General features: G+C 35.3%; 23 protein-coding genes. All 23 read left to right on the top strand.

The features are described from left to right. Window position 1: 1 nt before the first annotated feature. The 23 genes from ACSSV9_RS06550 to ACSSV9_RS06660 all read left to right on the top strand — a co-directional run bounded on the left by ACSSV9_RS06550 (window position 2) and on the right by ACSSV9_RS06660 (window position 23,362). A complete protein-coding gene (locus ACSSV9_RS06550; RefSeq protein WP_437346446.1) occupies window positions 2–613 on the top strand; it encodes a peptidylprolyl isomerase in 612 nt (203 codons plus the stop codon). Then, window positions 614–2,083: a sodium-dependent transporter gene (locus tag ACSSV9_RS06555; RefSeq protein ID WP_437346447.1), complete on the top strand. Its 1,470-nt coding sequence runs from the start codon at window positions 614–616 to the stop codon at window positions 2,081–2,083. Between the two features lie 104 nt (window positions 2,084–2,187). Then, the gene (holA, locus tag ACSSV9_RS06560; RefSeq protein ID WP_437346448.1) at window positions 2,188–3,198 is read left to right on the top strand and encodes a DNA polymerase III subunit delta; all 1,011 of its coding nucleotides are present in this window, start codon (window positions 2,188–2,190) and stop codon (window positions 3,196–3,198) included. 93 nt (window positions 3,199–3,291) lie between these two features. After that, entirely contained in the window at window positions 3,292–3,882 is a 591-nt protein-coding gene (locus ACSSV9_RS06565) for a sigma-70 family RNA polymerase sigma factor (protein ID WP_437346449.1), read from the top strand. Between the two features lie 3 nt (window positions 3,883–3,885). Beyond that, a complete protein-coding gene (locus tag ACSSV9_RS06570) occupies window positions 3,886–4,539 on the top strand; it encodes a hypothetical protein (RefSeq protein ID WP_437346450.1) in 654 nt (217 codons plus the stop codon). Window positions 4,540–4,606: 67 nt separating this feature from the next. Continuing rightward, the gene (gene rpmE / locus ACSSV9_RS06575; RefSeq protein ID WP_437346451.1) at window positions 4,607–4,813 is read left to right on the top strand and encodes a 50S ribosomal protein L31; all 207 of its coding nucleotides are present in this window, start codon (window positions 4,607–4,609) and stop codon (window positions 4,811–4,813) included. 84 nt (window positions 4,814–4,897) lie between these two features. Beyond that, window positions 4,898–6,271, top strand: a complete 1,374-nt coding sequence (gene rsmB, locus ACSSV9_RS06580; protein WP_437346452.1) for a 16S rRNA (cytosine(967)-C(5))-methyltransferase RsmB — start codon at window positions 4,898–4,900, stop codon at window positions 6,269–6,271. 9 nt (window positions 6,272–6,280) lie between these two features. Then, window positions 6,281–7,129, top strand: coding sequence for a helix-turn-helix domain-containing protein (locus ACSSV9_RS06585; RefSeq protein WP_437346453.1), 849 nt, complete (start codon window positions 6,281–6,283; stop codon window positions 7,127–7,129). Beyond that, complete coding sequence (gene ligA / locus ACSSV9_RS06590; RefSeq protein WP_437346454.1) at window positions 7,101–9,110, top strand: NAD-dependent DNA ligase LigA; 2,010 nt, start codon at window positions 7,101–7,103, stop codon at window positions 9,108–9,110. Before ACSSV9_RS06585 ends, ligA begins: the two co-directional genes overlap by 29 nt. Before the next feature lie 5 nt (window positions 9,111–9,115). Further along, on the top strand, window positions 9,116–9,640 hold the full coding sequence (locus ACSSV9_RS06595; protein WP_437346455.1) for a hypothetical protein: 525 nt from the start codon (window positions 9,116–9,118) through the stop codon (window positions 9,638–9,640). Window positions 9,641–9,704: 64 nt separating this feature from the next. After that, on the top strand, window positions 9,705–10,064 hold the full coding sequence (locus tag ACSSV9_RS06600) for an STAS domain-containing protein (RefSeq protein ID WP_437346456.1): 360 nt from the start codon (window positions 9,705–9,707) through the stop codon (window positions 10,062–10,064). A 95-nt stretch (window positions 10,065–10,159) separates the two neighbouring features. Then, a complete protein-coding gene (locus tag ACSSV9_RS06605; protein ID WP_437346457.1) occupies window positions 10,160–11,002 on the top strand; it encodes a Cof-type HAD-IIB family hydrolase in 843 nt (280 codons plus the stop codon). A 3-nt stretch (window positions 11,003–11,005) separates the two neighbouring features. Further along, window positions 11,006–13,189 (top strand): HD family phosphohydrolase, encoded by a 2,184-nt coding sequence (locus ACSSV9_RS06610; RefSeq protein WP_437346458.1) that lies wholly within the window; start codon window positions 11,006–11,008, stop codon window positions 13,187–13,189. A gap of 3 nt (window positions 13,190–13,192) precedes the next feature. Further along, window positions 13,193–14,083 (top strand): site-specific tyrosine recombinase XerD, encoded by an 891-nt coding sequence (gene xerD / locus ACSSV9_RS06615; protein WP_437346459.1) that lies wholly within the window; start codon window positions 13,193–13,195, stop codon window positions 14,081–14,083. Between the two features lie 3 nt (window positions 14,084–14,086). Then, window positions 14,087–15,298, top strand: a complete 1,212-nt coding sequence (locus ACSSV9_RS06620) for a hypothetical protein (RefSeq protein WP_437346460.1) — start codon at window positions 14,087–14,089, stop codon at window positions 15,296–15,298. Further along, window positions 15,295–17,160, top strand: coding sequence for an ABC transporter ATP-binding protein (locus tag ACSSV9_RS06625; RefSeq protein WP_437346461.1), 1,866 nt, complete (start codon window positions 15,295–15,297; stop codon window positions 17,158–17,160). Before ACSSV9_RS06620 ends, ACSSV9_RS06625 begins: the two co-directional genes overlap by 4 nt. Before the next feature lie 2 nt (window positions 17,161–17,162). Beyond that, on the top strand, window positions 17,163–17,918 hold the full coding sequence (locus ACSSV9_RS06630; protein WP_437346462.1) for a glycosyltransferase family 2 protein: 756 nt from the start codon (window positions 17,163–17,165) through the stop codon (window positions 17,916–17,918). Beyond that, window positions 17,915–18,805: an NAD(+)/NADH kinase gene (locus ACSSV9_RS06635; RefSeq protein ID WP_437346463.1), complete on the top strand. Its 891-nt coding sequence runs from the start codon at window positions 17,915–17,917 to the stop codon at window positions 18,803–18,805. Before ACSSV9_RS06630 ends, ACSSV9_RS06635 begins: the two co-directional genes overlap by 4 nt. Next, window positions 18,802–19,299, top strand: a complete 498-nt coding sequence (locus ACSSV9_RS06640) for a thioredoxin domain-containing protein (RefSeq protein ID WP_437346464.1) — start codon at window positions 18,802–18,804, stop codon at window positions 19,297–19,299. The genes ACSSV9_RS06635 and ACSSV9_RS06640 overlap by 4 nt, the downstream gene beginning before the upstream one ends. An 808-nt stretch (window positions 19,300–20,107) precedes the next feature. After that, window positions 20,108–20,533 (top strand): RrF2 family transcriptional regulator, encoded by a 426-nt coding sequence (locus ACSSV9_RS06645; RefSeq protein ID WP_437346465.1) that lies wholly within the window; start codon window positions 20,108–20,110, stop codon window positions 20,531–20,533. Window positions 20,534–20,564: 31 nt separating this feature from the next. Then, window positions 20,565–21,947 carry a cytochrome ubiquinol oxidase subunit I gene (locus ACSSV9_RS06650; protein ID WP_437346466.1) on the top strand — a complete coding sequence of 461 codons (1,383 nt, stop codon included), beginning with the start codon at window positions 20,565–20,567 and terminating at the stop codon, window positions 21,945–21,947. 9 nt (window positions 21,948–21,956) lie between these two features. Next, complete coding sequence (cydB, locus tag ACSSV9_RS06655; RefSeq protein ID WP_437346467.1) at window positions 21,957–22,970, top strand: cytochrome d ubiquinol oxidase subunit II; 1,014 nt, start codon at window positions 21,957–21,959, stop codon at window positions 22,968–22,970. A gap of 233 nt (window positions 22,971–23,203) precedes the next feature. Further along, window positions 23,204–23,362, top strand: coding sequence for a hypothetical protein (locus ACSSV9_RS06660; protein ID WP_437346468.1), 159 nt, complete (start codon window positions 23,204–23,206; stop codon window positions 23,360–23,362). The last annotated feature ends 352 nt before the right edge of the window (window positions 23,363–23,714 follow it).

The following is a 23,714-nucleotide window of genomic DNA, read 5'->3' on the forward strand; positions in this document are numbered from 1 at the left end:
TATGAAAAAGACAGAAACCATCTTCTTAGTTTTATTTATAGTATTAATATTTATCGGATGCAGATCGCAAGAAAAATCAGATTTTGCCCAACCGGATAAAATTGATAGTCTTTTGACTCTAAATAATAATGAAAAATTGTATGCAATACTCGATACCGATTTCGGAATAATCGAAATAGAATTGTTCCCTTTTGCAGCACCCAGAACTGTTCGAAATTTTGTTAGCCTCTCCGAAGAGGGATATTATAACGGTGTGATTTTTCATCGCGTTATTAAAGGATTTATGATACAAACAGGTGATTCCACAGGAACCGGGATGGGAGGTAAAAGTATTTACGGAGAAGCATTTGAAGATGAATTCTCAGCGGATTTGAAGCACGATTCGCCTGGTACTGTTTCTATGGCTAATTCAGGTCCAAATACAAACAAAAGCCAGTTTTTTATAACTGTAGCAGCAACGCCATGGCTCAATTTAAAGCATACCGTTTTTGGGAAGGTTCGTAAAGGTCAGGATATTGTTGAAAAAATCAGCCTGGTACCTACAAATGAAAACGACAGACCCGTAATACCGGTGTCGATAAAAAACGTTACCGTCGAAAAAAGAAAGTATTAGATGAGTCAGAAAGAGTTTTTCTCTTCAAGGTGGGGTTTAATAATTTCTACGCTTGGAATTGCAGTTGGTACGGGAAACATCTGGCGATTCCCGCGAATAGTAGCCACAAACGGTGGTGGTTCATTTTTAATACCGTGGCTTATATTTTTATTCTTATGGTCTTTACCTCTTATAATATCTGAATTTGCATTTGGCAAAACTGCCAGAAAATCTCCTTTCTTTGCATTTCGGTACTTCGCAGGAGAAAAGAGCGGCTGGATGGGTGCCTTCGTTGCATTTGTATCAACTGCCATAATGTTCTATTATTCGGTAGTTACAGGCTGGGCTTTATATTATCTTTATTCCTCTTTAACCGGAGCGCTTTTTATTACTACTGACCACATGAATTACTGGAATAATTTTAGCTCTGGAATTCTACCTTTATTGTTTCATTTCATCGCTATTTTGCTTAGCTCCGCTATAATTTATAGAGGGATAACAGCAGGAATTGAAAAGGTAAACAGAGTACTTGTAACCTCGCTTGTGGTGGTGCTTTTCATACTCCTGGTCCGAGCTGTTACATTGCCTGGTGCTATTGAAGGCCTGAAATTCTTTTTCACTCCAGAAAAAAAATATCTATTCGATTACCGTGTCTGGTTAAATGCACTAACTCAAAATGCATGGGATACAGGAGCCGGATGGGGATTAATAATGACTTATGCTATCTACATGAAAAAGAGAGAAGACGTTACGCTTAACGGAGCTCTAATTGGTTTTGGTAATAATTCTATTTCATTATTGTCTGGAATGATTATTTTCTCGACTGTTTTTGCTCTAGGCGGTGATTCCCCGCTTTCGATAATTTCAGAATCTGGACCTGCAAATACCGGACTGACATTTATTTATTTACCATCATTGTTCAGTAAAATGTCCAATTATGTCTGGCTCAATAGAATCTTTGCGATTCTCTTTTTTATGGCTCTCTCTTTTGCAGCATTAACTTCCCTGATTTCTATGGTTGAACTGGCTGCTAAAAGTTTGAGCGATGTGGGAATGGAACGGAAAAAATCGATATTGGCTGCTGGTTCAGCGGGATTTATTTTTGGAATTCCGTCGGCATTAAATGTAGACTTTTTAATCAATCAGGATTGGGTCTGGGGTATTGCTCTTTTGATAAGCGGGGCTTTCATTGCCCTGGCTATAAATAAATACGGCGTAGATAGATTCCGAAGGGGGATACTCAATAACCCCGATAGCGACTTGAAAGTTGGTAGTTGGTTCAACGGATTGATTAAATTTGTTATACCTGCTGAAGTAATTGTTTTAATTTTCTGGTGGTTATTTTCATCAACTTCCTGGGATCCACAATGGTGGCATCCTTTCCATCGAGATAATCTGGGTACCTGTTTATTCCAATGGAGTAGTGTAATAATTTTACTTATTATTTTGAACGGCATATATAACAATTACAAAAAAGCTAAGGATTATTAAATTGTTAACAGTTATCTATGGAGCGTTTATAATTTTACTTTTGTGGGGTGGCTTTTTGTATTTTTTGTGGCAAGCAATTAAAAAAGAAAAAATGAAGAAAAGCAATGGCAATAAAATCGGTTAAATCCGTAAATCAAATAATTCAAGAGATTAAGAAGGGAATTTTTAAGCCAGTTTATTATTTATGCGGCAACGACCAGTATTCGCTCGAGTCGGCTGTCGATTATCTTCAGAAGCAACTGGCGCCACAAATAAATTCTGAATTTGATAAGGAGATAATAGCAGCAGAAAAGGGCGAAGATATAAACAGGATAATTGACCTCGCACTTGCTTTCCCTTTCGGAGGTGGTAAAAAATTACTAATCATAAAAAATTTTGAAAATATTAACAACAAAAAGGAATTAGTTAACTATCTAGATAATCCTCCCGATTTTACAGTATTAGTAATTCTTCAATATGCTGAAAAAACCGAACTCAACAAAGAACCATTTAAATTACTGAATGAGAAAGGCTACTTATACGAAGCAATGGAAGAAAGTGGCGAGGATCTTGTTAACTGGCTAACCAATCGTATGAGAAAATTGAATCTTAATTTTAACGAGGAACAAATACGCATTTTTATCGAAATAGTTGGTGAAAGTAAATCGCTTTTAAATTCTCAGCTCGACAAAATAGCCGATTATCTCATCTCTAAACCGGATGCAGAATTTGAAGACATTAAAAAATTAATTAATCCAACAAGAACTTATACCATTTTCGATTTGCAGGATGCAATTGGTGTGGGTAATATTGCCAGAGCGCTCGAGATTTCTTTCAATCTGCTCGACTCCAATATGGAAATTGCGATGTTGATTAATATGATGTCCAAATATGTACTGACAATTACTCAAACGCTGGAACTTATGCGGATGAACATAAATGACAGGGAAGCCTCTACTAAATTAGGGGTTAGCTGGTTTTACTATATAAATTGTAAAAAGGCGAAATTTCTATTAAATGAAAGTCGCTTGAGAAAAGCGGCAAGAGCTTTGTATGAAGCAGATCTTGCAGTTAAAACTACTCAAACAGAGCCGAAAGATATAGTAACACAACTTCTGGCTAAAATTATCGGTTGAAAAATTTTTACCTATTAACTAATATTATTTCATTATTTTTGAGCCAATTATCTAAATATTGTTTGAAACAAACTCAATAATGGACGAGTATAATTGCCTAACAATCGTATATTAAATGAACTTACTGACGAAGAATTAATTAAACGGTTTCAGGAAACAAATGATCTGGAAGCGTATCAAATTCTCGTTAAACGTTATAAGGACCCTTTAATGAACTTTGTATATCGGTTTGTCGGCGACCGGGATGTATGTAGTGATATAGTCCAGGATACAATGATAAAATTTTATTTAAATAAGGACTCATACAGAGAATTTGCCAAGTTTTCCACGTGGATTTATACGATTGCTGGAAATCTAGCAAAAAATGAACTAAAGAGAAGACGTCGTCGGTCAATTCTCTCGCTTACAAATTCGGATGAAGATAAACAAATCCAGGTAGAAGATAAATCCTTTCACCTCCCAGATCGCATAACCGACAGCAATATCAAGAATGACTATATTCAGAAAGCTTTGATGAAAATTAAACCGGTCTATCGACAAATGGTAATTCTTAGGGATATTCAAGGTCTCAGCTATGAAGAAATTGCTGAGATTACAAATGTTTCTCTGGGAACAGTAAAATCGAGAATTAATCGCGGAAGAAACCAATTACAAAAATTATTAAAAAACATATATAACGAGTAGCCTATGGAAGTAAACCGTTACAATGATGAAGAGCAAAAATATTCAAAACTAATTGAAGACCTCAGACAGCTTCCTCGCATCAAAGCCGATGATAATTTCGAATACGTTCTTATGACACGTATTGAAAACGGTAATTTCGGGAATGCTAACCAAAGCGAGAGAATGCAGTTCGGACTGATCCGTTTCCTTGCTCCTACGGTTGTTGTGGCTACGGTAATAGTGCTATTTGTTCTATTCCTTCCTGGTGAACAAAATTACGAAGATCCATTGATGTCCGAACCACAGGTTATTGTAAGCGAACTTAATCACCAGACCACTCCATCGACTCAAAAAAAGGAAAGTTCTAAAGAGAATATATTGCAATCCCGGGAAGATAATTTTACCGACAAAATCGAGGAGCAAAAGGGTAATGTACGTAATTATCCCATTTTGCCAGGAAAGTCGGTTGCACTGGATGATTATATTGCAGGTAAAAATTATAAACGTTCTTCTTTATTACAGGGAAGCGTTGTGAAAGCTGGTGAGGATATTCCCGAATTCGACGGATTTTTCGTGCGTCGGAATCCTGATCCGGAAATGATTAGAAAATACAGGAAAATGATCGATTCTCTTAAAAAAGCTGCCGATTCGTCTCAATTACAAAAGGAATTGAAATAGGTGAATTTGGTTTTTTCATTTTTCATAGTTAAATTTGTTGCCTAAAATTAAATTAATTGGTTCTGAGATGAAAAAAGGAATACATCCAACGTACAGAAAATGTGAAGTTACCTGTGTCTGTGGTAATTCGTTTATTACGCGCTCAACTGTAAGCAGTATAAAACTCGAAATTTGTTCTGAATGCCATCCATTTTTTACTGGTAAACAGAAAATTGTTGACTCTACAGGACGCGTAGAAAAGTTTAAGAAAAAATACGGCATTAAAGAAGCATAATTTTTTTCTGTATTTAAGTGGGCTGTAGGTTGGCAGCCCTTTTTAATTTTAAAAACCTTCCTGTTACAATTTACCATTAAAACTATGAATGAAACGACCACAATAAATCTAATGGGTTCCAACCTTTACGAAGGTGTAAGAGGAGAAGCTATAAAAATACTCAACCGTGTTGATAGAACCGATGCATACCTGGATAAATTACTCGAGATTGAATTAAAGAATTCCAATCTTAACAGTTTAGACAAAGCGCTTCTCTTCGAAATTGTACATGGTGTGATGAGATGGATGGAGCGACTCGATTGGATTTTAACAGGTTTTTTTAAAGGACAGTTTTCAAAGTGTGTTCCAAATGTAAAAAACGCATTGAGAGTAGCTCTCTATCAGATTCTTTTTCTGGATAAAGTTCCTGATTATGCTGCTGTCAACGAAGCTGTTGAATTCGTAAAAAAATTGCAGGGTCAGAAATATGCCGACCTTACAAACGCACTTTTGAGAAATATAATTAGAAACAAAGAATCCATCAGATATCCAGATCCAGAAGAAGACCTGGTTGCCTATTTAAGTACTTATTATTCCCATCCAACGTGGATGGTTAAAAGGTGGCTGGCACGATATGGCAGGGAAAATACAGAAAAATTGCTCGCTGCCAACAACAACAAACCGGTGCTGGCACTTCGTGTTAATAATCTCGTAACTACTAAAGATGAATTAAAGAAACTTCTAGATGAAGTTGAATTGAAATACACCGATAGCAGATTGTTACCTGAATTTATAAGATTAAATAATCTTGTAAATATTACTGACTGGAAATATTTCAAACTCGGATATTTTTCCGTTCAAGACGAAAGTACAGGACTGCCGGTTAAATTATTAAATCCTGAGCCGGGAATGCGAGTATTGGATTTGTGCGCTGCACCTGGTGGCAAATCTGCCTTTATCGCAGATTTGATGAAAAATGAAGGCGAAATTGTGGCGCTTGACCGTTTTGAAAGCAGATTGAAAATTTTGGAAAAGAATCTTTTAAGACTCAAAGTGACCAACGTTCAAACAAAGGCTATCGACGCGCTTGAATACGAAGACGAACAGCTATTTGACAGAGTGCTAGTCGATGCGCCGTGCTCAGGCCTGGGAACTCTAACCAAAAAACCCGACCTTAAGTGGAAGAAAGATTTGGGAGATATCAGAAAAATTGTTAATATTCAATACAATTTATTGACTAAAGGTGCATCGTTGCTCAAAGCAGGAGGCAGTCTTGTCTATAGCACTTGTACGATCGAACCTGAAGAAAATTATGAACTGATTAAAAAATTCTTAGACAATAATCCCGATTTTCAATTAATACCTGCGGGAGACATAATTGCAGAAGATTATCTAGACGAAAACGGTTGTGTCAGTACATTCCCGCATATTCATGGAGTCGATGGGTCGTTCGCGGCGAAATTAATAAAAATCAAATAGAGATTTAAAATGGCTATAGAAGCCGTCAAAAAATTTGCCGAAGAATTAAAATCCCTTCGTGAAGAAAAAGGATTTACGCTTCAACAAATTTCAAATCATACCCGCATCGATATTAATTTTTTAAAACAAATTGAAGAAGGCAATTTTGATGTCCTCCCTGAAATCTACATAAAAGCTTTTATTAAGGAATATGCCGAATTTATCGGATTGAATCCGGAAGACACTGTAAAAAAATATCAAACGGCAAAAAAAGGTATAAAAGAAGTAGAGGGAGCACTGATTAATTCTGAGGAAGAAAAAAAAGAATTACCCGGTTCCAGTGAACTATTTCCTGAATATAAAACTTCTTCTCCCAATCCATTGAATAAAAAATATGTCTATTTGGTAGCTGCGTTAGTGGCAGTAGTTTTTTTGATTTATTTTTTGTTCCTGCCTGATAAAAAATCCGAGCTCACGGTAATTGAACCGGAAACAACAGCAGAATCGAAAGAGGAACGATTCGAAATCGATTCATCGTCAATTCCAGTTGAAGAACAGTTATCTTCTCTTGCAGACGACAGTCTTCAATTACATTTAGAAACTACGGGTGCTGTCTGGATTAAAGTAGTATGCGATAGTGTGTTAGTAATTGAAAAAATTGTTTCGCCGAATACTGCATTAAATTTCAAAGCTGCTGATAGATTTTATGTGGCTGTGGGTAATGCGGCATATGTAAAAATGAATTTCAACGGCAAACCGATAGAATCTGTCGGAGGATATGCAGAAGTTAGAAATTATTATATTACACCCGATTCTATTCGTTCTTATTTAATTCCTGTAAAAGTGAAAAATGAAAACAAATCCTCAAAAAAGAATTGAAGAATTACGTCGTTTAATTAGGGAGCACGATTATAGATATTACGTGCTGGCTCAACCTGTTATTTCAGATTATGAATACGACAGATTATACAATGAACTTTTAGAACTCGAAAAGGCTTACCCTGAACTCATAACACCCGATTCCCCAACACAAAGAGTCGGTTCAGATATTACCAATAAATTCAACCCGGTTGTTCATCGTATTCCTATGCTTTCTCTTTCGAACACGTATAACGAAGAAGAACTTTATGATTTCAATCGCAGAGTTAAAGAAGGGCTACCCGAAGGTGAAAGTGTTGAATATGTATGCGAATTAAAAATTGATGGTGTATCTGTGTCGATAATTTATGAAAACGGAATTTTGCTACGAGCTGCAACGCGAGGTGACGGTACAACCGGCGAAGAAATTACAAATAATGTTAAGACCATTAGATCGCTTCCTCTTTCAATTAATACTGAAATTGAAGGTTATAAGCTGAATGACGTGGAAATACGTGGCGAAATTTATATGGAACTCCGTGACTTTGAAAAGATTAACTCTGAACGTGAATTAAACGGTGAAAAAACTTTTGCCAATCCACGCAATCTGGTTGCCGGGACAATTAAACTTCTCGATCCCAAAGAAGTTGCCCAAAGACCCCTCAAAATTTTTGTTTATTATCTCTATTCACAAAATGAAGAACTCAAAGAACATTTTCAGAACCTAAAGCTGCTCGAAAAAATGGGATTGCCTGTTAACCCAAATTACAGATTGTGCAGGTCGATAGAGGATGTAATTACGTTTTGCAGAGAATGGGAAGAAAAACGTTATACATTGCCTTATGAAATTGACGGAGCGGTAATAAAAGTAAATTCAATACGACAACAACAAATGCTTGGTAATATTGCCAAATCGCCACGATGGGCTGTCGCATTCAAATTCAAACCACCTCAGGAAAAAACAAAATTAAAAAAAATTGTTTGGCAGGTGGGAAGAACAGGTACACTTACTCCGGTAGCCGAATTGGAACCCGTCTTTCTGGCCGGCTCTACAATTAGCAGAGCAACTCTTCATAACATCGAAGAAATTAGAAGAAAAGATATAAGGGAAGGAGATGCTGTTATAATAGAAAAAGGCGGCGATGTAATTCCGAAAGTTGTCGAAGTCGACTTAAGTCTACGTCCAGAAAATTCAGTTAAAGTAAGTTTGCCAGATAAATGTCCTGTGTGCAATTCAAAACTTTTTAAACCAGAAGGGGAAGTTGCAATCTACTGCGAGAATCCTGCTTGTCCCGCTCAAATTAAAGGACGAATTGCCCATTTTGCTTCACGAGGTGCGATGGATATAAACGGACTGGGCGAATCGTTAATTAGTTTATTTGTCGATCTTGGTTACCTAAAAGATGTAGCAGACATTTATTCCTTAAAGGATAAACGCGACGAACTGATAAAAATTGAAAGATTGGGCGAAAAAAGCGTGGACAATTTACTCAAAGCCATCGAAGAGAGCAAAAAAAGAAACTTCGACAAAGTTCTTTTTGCACTTGGCATTCGTTACGTTGGTGCAGGGGCAGCCCAAAAATTGGCCGAACATTTCGGTACAATTGATGCTTTGATAAATGCCAGCCAAGAGGAGATTGAATCGATAGAAGATATTGGGCCCAGCGTCAGCAATAGCATTAAACGATTCTTTTCCGACTCGAAAAATCTCGATATTCTCGAGCGACTGCGCCGAGCCGGTATTCAATTTAAATTGGAGCAGAAAAAATTATCTAACAAACTCGCAGGAAAATCATTTGTTCTCACGGGTACCCTCTCATCGATGTCCCGCGATAAAGCTAAAGAATTAATCGTTGCCAACGGCGGCAAGGTATTATCGGCAATCAGCAAAAATACCGATTATCTTATAGCAGGAGAAAAAGCGGGTTCAAAGATCGACAAAGCACGCAAGCTCGGAGTTAAAATTATAAACGAAGATGAATTTTTAAATATGCTTAAATAACTTAAATGCTGGAAAAACTAAAATACAACATCGGCAAGTTTTTTCTTAAATTGAAATTCAAGAAAAATCCAAAAGAACAATCAGTATTCAACGGACTAATAAGAAAATCGAAGAAAATATTTATAATAATGCCTGAGAAACTTGCAGGATTCGACGAAGCGCTTGATGTAGTAAGATACTTTACGCTGCACGGGAAAGAAACAACTGTGTTTGTTAACAGGAAACTATCGGAAAAAATATCTGATAACGTTACAAAAATTGAATACGATGATAATGATATTACGAGATTGAATTTGCCATCAAAACAACTGATTGATAAACTTAATAAGATTGTTTGTGATCTTGTAATCGATTTAAATCGACCGGGTAAGCTTTTCTTCGCAGCTGTTTCTAATTCGATAAATAGCAAAATCCGCTTTGCTTCTGACAACGGCGAGTTAATGGAATTTTATAATTTCCACTATTATTCAAGGACAAAAGAACCAGCTGTGTTCTACAGAAGTTTATTAAGTTTTTTTAGTATGTTTTAACATATTTCTTTTTAATAATTGAATGAATTATTAGATTTGTAAAAGAGAAAAAAAAGATATAAGAATGAATGAAAATATTAATTACGAATTAAAAAAAATAGAAGATATAGCTATATTCAAGCTAAACGAAAAACGATTGGACACATCAATTGCTGGTTTTGTTAAAGGTGAATTTACAATTCTGCTACATACAGGTGATATCAATAAACTTATAATCGACCTTTCGGAAGTCGATTACTGCGATAGTTCTGGATTGAGTGCAATATTGCTGGCATATCGAATTCTTCAGGCAAATGGCGGCATACTTAAACTGGCATCCCCCACAAAAAACGTAAAGGCTTTAATTCAAATCTCTCAACTCGACAGAGTACTCTATATCCACGATACAGTCGAAGAAGCTTTGAAAGAACTTCAACAGGACTGATCCGTTCTCGAAAACTCGATCAAATAGAATTCAATAAATTTATTGATATATGTTTATCAAATTCCTATATATAAATATCAAATGTTCCAATTATTATGATTAATCCAGATATCTTAAGAAAAATCAAACTAGTAGTTTTCGATCTTGACGGTACAGTAATCGATAGTAATGATAGATTAAATGAAGATACAATTAAGCTCGTTAAGTTGCTCGAAGAAAAAGGGGTGATGTTTACAATTGCTACAGGGCGTCTGGCAAACACTGTTGTAACGCACATTTTGAATCTCGGTATCAAAATACCGATAATTGCACTGGACGGTACTCATATTGTAAATCCTCTTACAAACGAAATTATATATAAGTCGTGCATTAAAGACAAGCATGTTAAACGTGCGCTTTCGCTTGCGGCAAAATATTCTATGACTCACGTTCTGTGCAGCACCGATGCAGTTTATTACACTACAAGAAACTCTCTTGCAGTAGAATTACTGGAGAAATACGGCGCAATATTTAAGAAAGTTGACGATTATAATGATTATCTTTCGGACGTACTCGAAATAGTTATGATGAACGATTTCAAAGATAACATTGTAAAGATAGCTCATAAGATGAGTTTTCCTTACGTCTACGGTGTTCGTAGCAATTATTATAAATCGCACAACCACGGCGGAATTTACTATCTTGAAATCAGAAATATCGGGTCGAGTAAAGGCAAAGGCTTGCTCAAACTTTGCCGTAAATTAAAAATCAGCATAAAAGAAACGGCTGTAATAGGAGATTGGTACAATGATATTTCTCTGTTTGAAACGAGAGCAGTGAAAATTGCCATGGCAAATGCAATACCAGAATTAAAAAGATTGGCAGATATGGTTACAAAAAGTGACAATAATAATGGGGGTATCAATGAATTCCTTCATCTGCTCTTAAAAGTAAGGTAGTGAATGAATTTCATTAAAAACAGAAATTTTAAAACCGACTTCAAGATTAAGCTTTTAATAGCTTTTGTGATGGTATTGCTTATTGTCTTTATGTTTCCAACAGGGGAAACTATAGAATCGGAAGTTAATGTCGGCTCAATCTGGATTCAGGATGACCTTATCGCATCAAAGACTTTTGAAATTCTTAAAGATCCTGAAACTTACAGAAAAGAAAGGCAGGCTGCCGCATCTAAAGTATTACCAGTTTTCATCAGGGACGATTATGTTATCGAGGCGAGTCTTGACTCTTTAAAAAGGTATAATAAATTTCTTCAGCAAAAATTATCGAGGGAAGAATTTTTCGAACATATTCCTCTTAGCAATTCATCTGCTGAAATCTTTTATCGTTTGAAAAGAAATCCAGCATCATTCAGCAACTTGCAAACCCGATCTTTCAGAAGCCTGCTTAAATTAACAGAAGAGCTAATAATAAGAATTTATAATCGTGGATTAATTGACCAGCAATACAATGATATTAGCAGGGATAGCATAACTGTGCGACAGGGCAGATATGAACGGATATATCCAAAAACATTTTATTTCGACATCTCTTCTGTGAGTGAATTTATCGAAAGTTTTTTAAGGGCAAATGTGGGAAATGACGACAAACTAATTTCGGCTCTCACGGAGTATATACTCTATTTCTTAAAACCGAACATTAATTATAGCTACGACGAGACCCAGTTAGCAATACAGATTGCCATGGATCGCGTGCCAAGAGCTATTGGTATAGTAAATGAAAACGAAAGAATAGTTGCCAAGCACGATCGGATTACTCCTGAAATAAAACAAAAAATCGACTCTTACCGAATTGCTAAAGGTGAAGAGATAACTTTTCCAGGAAAGATTACACAAGGCATCGGAAAATTTTTACACATTGGAATTATATTGCTTCCGTTCATTTTGTATATCTATCTCTTCAGAAAAAAAATTTATAATGATAACGTCAGAATACTTCTAATCTCGATTATATTTCTTTTCATAAGCTTTTTTGCGTATCTGATTTATCAGCTTGATTTACCCGTAGAGGCTGAATTGCTTGTGCCGGTGGCAGTTGCATCGATGTTGTTAACGATAATTTTCGATTCTCGTGTGGGATTTTATGGGACAGTTGTGACTTCATTGATTGTGGCTGGCTTGAGAGGTAACGATTATATTTTTGCTGTGATAAATATAGTAGCAGGAGCCATCGCAGCTTATACAGTCAGGGATATCAAAAATCGAAACCAAATTTTTCGATCGTTCATTTTTATTCTATTCGGCTACTTTCTCAGCATAGTTGCATTCGGTCTCGAAAGGATCGATACTCTAAGTACAATAGGCTCCAGTTTGATTTATGCCGCTTCTAATGCATTGATAAGTCCAGTGTTAACATACGGACTAATAATTTTCATCGAAAAAATATTTTCAATTACAACTGACCTCACACTGCTGGAACTTACAGATTTTAATCATCCATTACTCAAGGAACTTGCCAGAAAAACTCCTGGTACCTTCAATCATTCGATGATAATTGGAACTATGGTTGAATCCGCAGCGGTGGAAATTTCTGCCAATCCAATACTTGCACGAGTGGGCGCTTATTATCACGATATCGGTAAACTAATAGAACCGACGGCATTTGTTGAAAATCAATCTGGTTCTGAAAATATTCACGATAAGTTGAAACCAGAAGAAAGTGTAAAAATTATTGTTGAGCACGTTACAAAAGGAATTGAGCTGGCAAAAGAATATAAGTTGCCTCAGGAAATAATCGATTTCATACCAATGCATCACGGAACAATTGTACTTAAATACTTTTTTGAAAAAGCTAAAGATTTATACGGCGAAGCAAATGTAAACATCGATGAATTTCGATATAAAGGTCCAAAACCAAACACGAAAGAAACTGCATTAGTTATGATTGCTGATGCGTGCGAATCGACAATTCGCGCCATTACTGAACCTACTCCGATTAAAATAGAAAATGTTATCGATAATATTATAGAAGATCGCATTAACGATGGTCAGTTAGATAATTCTTCTTTAACTTTCAGCGACATAAAAAAAATAAAAGAGTCATTTAAAAACATTCTTTTGGGTCAACATCATAAAAGAATCCGATACCCGAATCAGGACGAAATGGAAAACAACAAGAAAGAAGGTTAGAAGATGGAGTCTTTTCTTAAAGAATATCTGACTCTTCTTCTGTACGAAAAAAACCTTTCAGAAAATACCGTCAGTAGTTATCAATCCGATTTGAAAAAATTTTTCGATTTTTTATACAGAGAAAATGTTTCCGACCTCAACGATGTTACTTCTGAAGTTATTTCAAAATATCTTGAAGAAATGAGACAACTCGGGATCGATTCTTCTACTTCGGCAAGATATATGTCCGCATTAAGAGGTTTCTGGAGTTTTCTTGAAAATATGAATTATGTTTCGTCAAACCCTACAGAAAAACTTACAGGGATTCATATATCAAGAAAACTTCCTTCAGTTCTTTCCGTCGAAGAAATTGATCTAATATTACAAAGTGTTGATGTTTCAACGCCTGCAGGTTTACGTGACCGAGCCATTCTCGAATTGTTCTATTCTTCAGGTTTACGAGTATCGGAATTGATAAATTTGAGGATGACCGACCTCCTTTTTGATGATGAAGTGATTAGAGTTCTTGGCAAGGGTTCAAAAGAAAGATTTGTACCTGTAGGCAAAAGCGCAGTTTACTGGATTAACGAATATCTTAAAATGGGCAGACCTTTTTTAAAGAATCAAATTAGATCAGAAAATTTTGTTTTCCTGAGCAGACGCGGAACAAAATTATCGAGAATGTGGATATGGAAAATTTTTGAACGATATTCAAAACAAGCAGGAATAAATAAGGAAATTCATCCTCATACGTTCAGACATACATTTGCCACGCATCTAATTGAAGGAGGTGCCGATTTAAGAGCTGTGCAGGAGATGCTCGGTCATGCCGATATTTCCACAACCCAGATTTATACGCATGTCGATAGGGAATTTGTAAAACAAATGCACAGGGACCACCATCCACGCGGATAATTTATGTATGGAAAGCTAATCAAAATATCACTCTTGATATTTTCAATTATTGCTCTGGCAATAAGTTGCAGTACTGAAAATGAAATCAAAGTTAAAGATGGTTATTCCATTGCGCTGAAAGAATCCCCGGATTCTCTTAAGTTAATTCGATATGCTGAAAAACTCGGTGATTCTGTATTGGCAGATTATGTGGTGAAAAAAAAACTATCAGGCAGTTATCTTTTATTGGTAGGCAATTATCCAACAATATTCGAAGCCGGAGAAGCTGGATTTAACTTGTTCAGAAAGTTAAGGAACTATAACTACAGAATTTATTATAAAAATAGGTTCGTAAAAGATAGTTACCGTACAATATTATTTATCGGGTACTATCAGGGTAGGCAATCACTATACAAATACGATTTGGTAAAAAAGAAATCGACTCCTTACTGGAGTCGTTGGGGCAGAAAGGTTCTTTCTCTCAGTTATTCTGAAGACTGGAATTATGCGTTTATTCTTACCGCATTGAGCTGGGGTAGCAAAGGGGAGTTCCCTTACGTAAGAGATGCCAGGTTATATCACTATAAGAATCAGAGTGATGATCTAAATGAACTTTTTTATTTCGGCAGGGGAATGCAAATTTATTCATACTGGGAAAATAAAGACACATTCAAAGTTAATTTTACAAAACCAGATACTTTGAATGCTCAAATACTCATTCAGACTATCTATTCTTTTGACAAAACAGGTAATTCAGTGAAATTATCAGAAAGAAGATTTAACTTAACGAAGGACGGATTTCCAACGCCTTCGTCTTTAAGGACTGTTTCGATTTCCCCAAAAGTTAGATTCCACTTGAGATGCGTTTATGAGGATAGTACGAGTTTTATTTATCTGAAGAGCATCGATGAGAATAAAGAAATTCTCATTAAAGAATATAAAGGGAAATTGTTCCGAAATGTATGGACCCCAGATGATCGGTATCTCTTCCTGATATTTAAACCAGCTGAAAACAATAAAAAGTCGGAGTTGATTGTTATCGATAACTATGCGATGCGTATACAACAAACTTTTCATGGACCTTCTTTCATGAATTTATTAGTTCGTGGAAACTTATTATTTTTTGATGAAGAAAATAACGGTATATCTGGTGTCGGGATATACGATTATGTAAATGATGAAATATATGACCGCATTACTATTCCTGGTGGATGCGGGCTTAAGTTTATGTTATGAAAACATACTTTAGAATAGTAGGATATCTCAAACCGTACTGGAAACATCTTACGGCTTCGATAATATTTACGATTTTTTCGGCTCTACTGGACGGCGCTTCGATTTATTTGTCGATACCGTTGCTCGATACTCTTTTTCAACAAAAAGGCGTAAGCAATGCTTCATCGTCGTCTGCTTTAAAAAATAGCGGAGTTGATTCCGTTGGCGATATCTCACTTGTGCAGCAACTTAATCGACTTCTGAATGAAATTCAGATGTTTATTTTTACGGGCTCCATCTCGGAAGTATTGATTAAAATTTGTCTGCTTATAATTATAGCTTTCCTTGGAAAAAATTTATTCGGCTATCTCCAGGCTTATTTTCTGGCATTCGTCGAGCAAGGTGTAATTAAAGACTTACGCAATCAGGCTTATCGCCATCTGCATAAATTGCCAATGAGTTATTTCAAGAACGAAAAGACGGGAAACTTGATTTCAAGAATCATGAACGACGTCAACGCTGTCAATTCAAGTATCTCCGCCGTATTTCTGAACCTTATCAGAGAACCGTTAAAGATAATAGTTTTCCTGGGTATTGCTATTGCTATCAGCTGGAAACTAACTCTTTTTTCTCTTGTTGTTCTGCCTTTTTCACTGATTGTAATTAGTTATATCGGATTAATTATTAGAAAACAGAGCGGCTTGCTACAGCAGAAAATTGCAGATCTTACTAATCGTCTTCACGAAACCATTACTGGAATCAAAATTGTAAAAGCTTTTGGTATGGAAGAATATGAAAACAAAAAATTTGAAGACGAAACCGAAAGTTTTTTCAAGCTCTCTTTAAAAATTACACGTATAAGAAATATTTCGAGTCCCACTACAGAATTTCTAAGCGTTATTGTTGGCGTGGTAATTATTTATTTCGGTGCTCAACTGGTACTCGTCGATAAATCAATTACTGCAAGTCAATTTATTGGATTTCTATTTGCCATTTTTCAGCTAATGCCACCGGTCAAAGAACTGAGCAGTGTTAACAATAGAATTCAGGAGTCGAGTGCAGCTGCAGATAGGATTTTCGAGATAATTGATACCGAGCCGTCAATAAAAGACCCGGATAAACCTGTCCCGCTCAATGGATTCAATGATAAACTTGAATTTCGAAATGTATCCTTTCATTATGAAGACTCAAAATCGCTTGTGCTCGATGATATTAGTTTTACAGCTGATAAAGGAAAAATTATAGCAATTGTCGGAAGCAGTGGAGCTGGCAAAACTACACTTGTCGATTTGATTCCCAGATTTTTCGACCCTGTCGAAGGAGCAATATTACTCGACGGTGTTGATATCCGTTCTTTCAGAATTGAAGACCTGAGAAAACTGATGGGGATAGTTACACAGGAAACGGTACTCTTCAACGATACGGTGAGAAACAATATTGCGTATGGATTAACAGACTGCAGCGATCAAAAAATAATTGAAGCCGCTAAAGCAGCCAATGCACATAATTTTATAATGGAATTGCCTCATCAATACGATACGATTATAGGGGAAAAAGGGACAAAACTTTCTGGCGGTCAACGTCAGAGGATATCAATTGCCAGGGCAATCCTCAAAAATCCTCCTATCATGATTCTCGACGAAGCCACTTCATCTCTCGACAATGAATCGGAAGTTCTTGTACAGGAGGCTATTGAAAGATTACTTCAAAGCCGTACCGTATTTGTTATTGCGCATCGTCTCAGCACAATTCGAAATGCCGATAGAATTCTCGTACTCGAACATGGTAAAATTGTTCAGGACGGCAAACATGAAGATTTGATCAAGAACGAAAATGGTATTTATAAAAAATTATATGAACTTCAGTTCAGAGATATTGCCTGATTATGATTAATTTATCAGCCATTATAATTGCCTACAACGAAGAATATAATATTGGCAGATGTTTGAATAGTTTGACCGGTGTTATTGACGACATAGTTGTTCTAATCGATTCAAAAACAACGGACAGAACAGAGGAAATTGTGAAGTCTTTCCCCAATATTAATTATGAAATTGTCGAATGGCTGGGTTACGGACCAACTAAAAATTACGCGCTGTCCAGAGCAAAATTTGATTGGGTTCTCTGGATCGATGCCGATGAAGAGTTGACTCCTGAACTAAAAGAAGAATTAAAAAATTTCAAGACAAGTAATCCTCAATACGATGCGTATTACATTAAAAGAAGAGCTTTCTTTTTAGGAAAGTGGATTAAACATTGCGGCTGGTATCCCGGCTATGTTGTACGCCTTTTTGATAAAAACAAGACGCGTTTCGATACAAAAAATGTTCATGAAGGTTTGCAAATCGAAGGACAAAAAGGTTATCTTAAAAACGATTTGAATCACTACACCGACCCGAATGTCAGGCATTATTTCGATAAATTTAATAATTATACTTCGCTGGCAGCTGAAGAGTTATACAAAAAAGGCAAAAGAGCTGGAATTACGGATCTTTTACTGCGTCCACCATTTCTATTTTTCAAAATGTATATATTTCGTCTTGGATTTCTGGATGGTCTTAATGGTTTGATTCTATCTGTTTTTTCGTCGCTCTATGTATTTACAAAATATGTAAAATTATGGGAAATGAATCGAAAATGAGATTAGGTCTTATCCCGAACATATCAAAAGAGGACATTATTAAAACTATTGATTCGTTAGTTGCTCAAATCCGTGATGCAGGCGTAGAATATGCATTGTCGAATATAATGCTGGGCATGAACGATGAGTTCACAGATTCTATAAAGAATTCGAATTTTCTGCCTCTCGATGAATTAATTAAATTTTCTGATATGATTGTATCGATTGGAGGCGACGGCACAATTTTATCGACCGCTTATTCAATTAGGAATACTGAAACACCAATAATTGGTGTAAACCTTGGTAAGATGGGATTCCTTGCTGAGTTTGACGTCAATTCATTTAAAGAACTATTAAACGATTTGAAAAGAGGAAGTTACCTCGTCGAAAAAAGAATGACTTTGAGAGGCAAAATCCAAGGGTTAGATGAAGAATTATACGCAATTAACGACATTGTAATCGATAAAGGCTCATGGTCAAAATTGATTGAACTTACAATTAAAATTGATGACGATTATGTTTCTACCTTTTCTGCCGATGGTCTTATAGTTGCAACTCCAACCGGCAGTACTGGCTATTCTCTTGCTGCCGGTGGGCCGATTGTAAATCCAAAAGCCAAAGCAATTACATTGAGTCCTATTGCGCCTCATATACTTACAATGCGACCTCTCGTAATATCGGGCGAGCAGAAGATTACAATAGTAGCACGTTCTCTCTATGGAAAAGTAAACATTAACAGTGACGGTCAGCGTACTATTTCACGCAATACACCCGTAACTATTGAAATTACTAAAGGCAAAAATAGCTTTAATCTCGTCCATTCGAATAAATCTAACTATTTTGAGATTCTCAGGGATAAACTTTTCTGGGGACTCGATATCAGAAACATTAATATGGGATCAAAATGAAAGTTCTTCTATTTCTTTTGCTCCTTGCGAATGTTTTCTATTCACAGGAAAAATGTAACTTTACTTTCGACGAAAAATCCGGCAAGAAAATATTGATAGGAGAAATTAAAAGAGAAGAATTTAACGACACAGTTTATTCGGTATGGTTTAGCGATGAATATGAAAATTACTTGCCCGATAAACTTGTAATTGATACACTTAAAAATAAGCTAAGAGATTACGAAATAGAGATTATCTTTGGCACATGGTGCAGCGATAGCCGCAGGGAAGTACCGAGATTCTTAAAAATTCTCGATCTATGCAGCTTCCCTGAAGAAAATATCAGAATGATCGCAGTTGATAGAAATAAAACCGCAGGGAATTTCAACATCGGCGATAAAAAAATTTTACTAGTGCCCACTTTTATTGTATACAAAAGCGGCAAAGAAAAAGGAAGAATTATTGAAGTGCCTGATAAAACACTCGAAAGAGATTTGTTGAAAATTCTAAATTAGTTTGTTGTCAAAATTAACAAGTTAGTAATATTATAAATAAGGTCGAGACTCTGTGTTGGAATGCTGGAATTCATGATATGTTTGCAATATTAATTGTGAATTTAGTTATTTTATTTTTTGCGAACACTTAAAGTATTTGCTCTTTTAACGAATAAAAAATTGTTGAGCAACTAAAAAACATTCCTGCCCAAATAAACAAATTTCAGATTCTACTGTTTGTTGCCTGTAAATTTAATTGAAAAGATTGTACAGCAGTAAGTTTATTCCATCATAAGAATATTAAAATGGCAAATATTTATATGCCGACTCAAATTTAGGATAAAAAAACTCAAAATCCCGTCGAGAGTAAATTATAACGCTTCTTAAGTAGTCGTAGAATCAAAATATTTCCACTTAATTAACCCGATTTCTTATAAGAGTTTTTTAACAGAATAATGAGCTGATTTATGAATGATGGTCAAACTTAAACACGTAAATACAGTATAAAATTGCTCCAGAAATGCGGGTAACAGCTATGACTTCGGTAGAATGACTGAGATAAGCTTTATGTGAAAATCATTTGTTATTCCCAAAAATTGTGTAAGCCATTAATATATTATCGCTCTTTGAAAAAATGGATTGCTGAAATTCAACTAAAATTAACGTTATCAAAGTAGAGATTATCGATCTATTTATTCTAAATGATTAATTCAGGTGCAGTAATACAAATCAACTTTTATTATAGCTGGCAAAAAAGAATAAAAATATGTTTTGGAAATTCTAAAGGAAAAAATTATTTTAAACATTACCATATAGGTAATATTTAGAAATGAAAAGAAACAGCTTCATATCTCGTGAACAGGATTATGCGCTGAGGATGATTGCTTATTTAGCCGGGCTACCAAAAAACGAATACCTTTCTGTTAAAGAACTATCAAAAAGATTGTTTATCTCCCCAAAATTTGCAGCTCGGATTATTCATAAATTAAATAAAGCTAACATTACAGGTTCTATTCAAGGCAAATATGGTGGAATATTTCTTAAAGCCAATCCCAAAAAGCTTTCAATGTATGATGTATTAAATACTATAGGTTTCAAGGTAAAGTTTAATGATTGTTTGAATGAAAATTTTGTTTGTGAGTTAATGTTTGGTTGTAAGTTCCATTCGTTCTGGGTAAATGAAGAAAAACTATTGATAGAAAAATTAAAAAGCCAAAGAATATCAGACTATATTCTTAAAGAACAGAACATTTAGCTAACTATGTCTCATTAAAAATGAGGTAAAAATGGATGTATTAACATTATCAAGGTGGCAGTTTGCAATAACAACTGTCTATCATTATTTCTTTGTGCCAATTACCTTAGGGCTTTCAATTGCGGTAGCAATTATGCAAACAGCATATTACAGAACAGGAAATGAAGTATACAAGAAAATGACAAAGTTCTGGGGTAAACTGTTCTTAATCAATTTTGCAATTGGTGTTGTAACGGGCATTGTTCAGGAATTTCAATTTGGAATGAACTGGTCGCAATACTCAAGATTTATGGGGGATATTTTTGGAGCTCCGTTAGCTATTGAAGCCTTGCTTGCCTTTTTTATGGAGTCAACATTTATTGGTATCTGGATTTTTGGATGGGATCGAATTTCGAAGAAAGCTCATCTCGCATCAATCTGGCTTGTTGCAATTGGGTCAAATCTTTCTGCAATCTGGATACTCGCAGCAAATTCATTTATGCAACAGCCCGTTGGCTATGCAATAAGAAATGGTCGCGCAGAAATGACCGATTTCTTTGCAATCATTACTAATGGACATCTTTGGGTTCAATTTCCACACGTATTTTTTGGTGCTGTTGCAACTGCAGGATTTTTAATTCTCTCGATAAGTGCTTATCAATTGGTTAGAAAAGGTAAACACGAAGTATTTAAGAAGTCTTTTAAATTTGGTGCTGTCTATGCTTTAATTGGTACCTTGCTCGTAATTTTAGTTGGGCATACTCAAGCTCAGTATATGGTTAAAATACAACCTATGAAAATGGCAGCAGCTGAAGCTCTTTGGGAAAGTGAGAATCCAGCAGCTATGTCTTTATTTACTTTTGGCGACGAGAAGAATCGGAGAGATGTTTTTGCAATTAAAATTCCTGGTGCTCTAAGTTTTCTCGCATATAACAAATTTGAAGGAGAAGTTAAAGGAATTAAAAATCTGCAGAAAGAAGCAGAACAAAAATACGGTCCGGGCGATTATGTTCCACCAGTAGCGGTTTCCTACTGGACTTTTAGAATAATGGTTGGCGCGGGTTTTTTAATGTTGTTGATCGCAATATTATCGGTAATTAAAGCTTATAAAGATAGATTAGATTTTAGTTCTTTGGGTTATAAAATTACTTTCTGGTCTTTCCTTTTGCCTGTAATTGCGAATACAACAGGATGGCTATTTACTGAGATTGCCAGACAACCGTGGACAGTTTTTGGATTGTTCCAAACTGCTGACTCAGTCTCTAACACTGTCTCCGCTGGTGAAGTTTTGTTTTCTTTAATAGCGTATACAGTTTTATATGCTGTGTTAATGATAATTATGATTTCATTATTTAGAAAATATGCTTCAAGGGATATTAATGAAATAGAAAAAGAAGAAGCAGAAATTGATAATTCAGTTTTAAGTAAGGCATAGGAGGATAAAATGGATCTTAACACTATCTGGTTTATACTTATAGCCGTTTTATTTATTGGATTTTTCTTTTTAGAGGGATTCGACTACGGCGTTGGAATTCTCTTACCATTTCTTGGCAAAGATGACCGCCAAAGACGAGCAATTATCAATTCAATTGGAACTTTTTGGGATGGCAATGAAGTATGGATGATAACAGCTGGTGGAGCTATGTTTGCTGCATTTCCAAACTGGTACGCTACGTTATTTAGTGGTTTTTATCTTGCATTGGTTATTATGCTACTTGCTTTAATTGCACGTGGTGTTGCTTTTGAATATAGAAGTAAAAAAGATGACCCCGTTTGGCGTAATAGGTGGGATTGGGTAATCTTTATCGGAAGTTTCGTACCTGCATTACTTTGGGGAGTGGCTATCTCAAATATAATTCGTGGTGTTCCAATTGATCAGAATATGAATTTTACAGGGAACTTCTTTACATTATTGAATCCTTATTCTTTATTGGGTGGATTAACTTCACTAACTATATTCACATTGCACGGTTCAGTCTTCCTTTCATTAAAATTGACGGATGAACTTCTCGAAGGTGCTCGAAAAATTGCAAAAAAACTTTGGCTGCCTTCTGTTATTCTTCTTTTTAGCTATGTAATCTTTGGTTATTATGATACCGATATGTTCAGTAAACTTGGAGTAAATCCTGGAGTTATACCAATACTTGCTGGTCTGGCTATTCTATCTGTTCGTTATTTTCTTAACTTAAGAAGAGAAGGATGGGCATTTGTAATGACTGGAATAACAATAGTTTTCTCAACTATTACTGTATTTATGGGATTATTCCCTCGTGTAATGGTTTCAAGCACAAATCCAGATTGGAGTTTGACAATTTACAATGCTTCTTCGAGCCCATATACATTAAAAGTAATGACGATAGTTGCAGTAATTTTCGTACCGATTGTATTAGTATACCAGGCATGGAGTTATTGGATATTTAGAAAAAGAGTTTCAACTAAGCAAAAACTTGAATATTAAAAAAGTAACTTCGATTGTCATCCTTTTTTTCGAAGGATGACAATCTTTTATTTTTTAAAAGAGACGTTATGAAACAAAAAATTCTAAGATCTCTGTCATTTACTGAAAATAAACTAACTGTTTGAGTTATCATATTTTTGGAATTTTTGGTAAACAAAACTAACCAGATGATAAAATACCTCATACAGTAAAAAACAGAGTTTTTTGGTTGAAATTGTGTTGAAATAAATTATTTGGAAGTACTTTTTGTCGAAAGCGGAGACTTTGCAACCGAATACTTTATATATCTTATTCTAAATGAAAATGATGTTTCATTGAGCTCTATAAGAGACGATTTTATAGAAATGCCTGAGATAAATCAGAAAAGTGTTTATGAACTTGAAAAAATTTGACAAACTTTGAATTTCTTTGAAAAGTAAAATTCACTGCTTAAAGCTAAAGGAAAACGACTTGTCGTTTTTTAAGAAGAGAAGTTATGCAATGAAATTTTTGATTGTAACGTTTATTGTGCTGGAGCTACAATAGCTGAGAATTTCTTCAGAACACTCTTTGTTGAGTATGATTGCACAATTACAAGGTTAAAGGAAAACTACGATACTACAGTGAAATGTTTAATAGGTGATTTATTAGCAGCAATTAATGGAGGCTATATTAACTTTACTCATAATTCTGTCAAGCAAGAAATCAAAAATATTTCTCTCTAATCTTTGGATTGTATAATAAATGTGTAATTTTGTACAATAT

This window comes from Melioribacter sulfuriphilus, from assembly GCF_051488685.1.
Lineage (GTDB): Bacteria > Bacteroidota > Ignavibacteria > Ignavibacteriales > Melioribacteraceae > Melioribacter.

Excerpts from the sequence above, each read along its gene's own strand:
- cydB (WP_437346467.1), top strand. The coding sequence starts at position 21,957 with ATGGATCTTAACACTATCTGGTTTATACTTATAGCCGTTTTATTTATT.
- ACSSV9_RS06605 (WP_437346457.1), top strand. The coding sequence starts at position 10,160 with ATGATTAATCCAGATATCTTAAGAAAAATCAAACTAGTAGTTTTCGAT.
- ACSSV9_RS06550 (WP_437346446.1), top strand. The coding sequence starts at position 2 with ATGAAAAAGACAGAAACCATCTTCTTAGTTTTATTTATAGTATTAATA.
- ACSSV9_RS06555 (WP_437346447.1), top strand. The coding sequence starts at position 614 with ATGAGTCAGAAAGAGTTTTTCTCTTCAAGGTGGGGTTTAATAATTTCT.
- ACSSV9_RS06625 (WP_437346461.1), top strand. The coding sequence starts at position 15,295 with ATGAAAACATACTTTAGAATAGTAGGATATCTCAAACCGTACTGGAAA.
- ACSSV9_RS06595 (WP_437346455.1), top strand. The coding sequence starts at position 9,116 with ATGCTGGAAAAACTAAAATACAACATCGGCAAGTTTTTTCTTAAATTG.
- rpmE (WP_437346451.1), top strand. The coding sequence starts at position 4,607 with ATGAAAAAAGGAATACATCCAACGTACAGAAAATGTGAAGTTACCTGT.
- xerD (WP_437346459.1), top strand. The coding sequence starts at position 13,193 with ATGGAGTCTTTTCTTAAAGAATATCTGACTCTTCTTCTGTACGAAAAA.
- ACSSV9_RS06630 (WP_437346462.1), top strand. The coding sequence starts at position 17,163 with ATGATTAATTTATCAGCCATTATAATTGCCTACAACGAAGAATATAAT.
- ACSSV9_RS06645 (WP_437346465.1), top strand. The coding sequence starts at position 20,108 with ATGAAAAGAAACAGCTTCATATCTCGTGAACAGGATTATGCGCTGAGG.
- ACSSV9_RS06570 (WP_437346450.1), top strand. The coding sequence starts at position 3,886 with ATGGAAGTAAACCGTTACAATGATGAAGAGCAAAAATATTCAAAACTA.
- rsmB (WP_437346452.1), top strand. The coding sequence starts at position 4,898 with ATGAATGAAACGACCACAATAAATCTAATGGGTTCCAACCTTTACGAA.
- ligA (WP_437346454.1), top strand. The coding sequence starts at position 7,101 with ATGAAAACAAATCCTCAAAAAAGAATTGAAGAATTACGTCGTTTAATT.
- ACSSV9_RS06585 (WP_437346453.1), top strand. The coding sequence starts at position 6,281 with ATGGCTATAGAAGCCGTCAAAAAATTTGCCGAAGAATTAAAATCCCTT.
- ACSSV9_RS06610 (WP_437346458.1), top strand. The coding sequence starts at position 11,006 with ATGAATTTCATTAAAAACAGAAATTTTAAAACCGACTTCAAGATTAAG.
- ACSSV9_RS06600 (WP_437346456.1), top strand. The coding sequence starts at position 9,705 with ATGAATGAAAATATTAATTACGAATTAAAAAAAATAGAAGATATAGCT.
- holA (WP_437346448.1), top strand. The coding sequence starts at position 2,188 with ATGGCAATAAAATCGGTTAAATCCGTAAATCAAATAATTCAAGAGATT.
- ACSSV9_RS06635 (WP_437346463.1), top strand. The coding sequence starts at position 17,915 with ATGAGATTAGGTCTTATCCCGAACATATCAAAAGAGGACATTATTAAA.
- ACSSV9_RS06650 (WP_437346466.1), top strand. The coding sequence starts at position 20,565 with ATGGATGTATTAACATTATCAAGGTGGCAGTTTGCAATAACAACTGTC.
- ACSSV9_RS06620 (WP_437346460.1), top strand. The coding sequence starts at position 14,087 with ATGTATGGAAAGCTAATCAAAATATCACTCTTGATATTTTCAATTATT.
- ACSSV9_RS06640 (WP_437346464.1), top strand. The coding sequence starts at position 18,802 with ATGAAAGTTCTTCTATTTCTTTTGCTCCTTGCGAATGTTTTCTATTCA.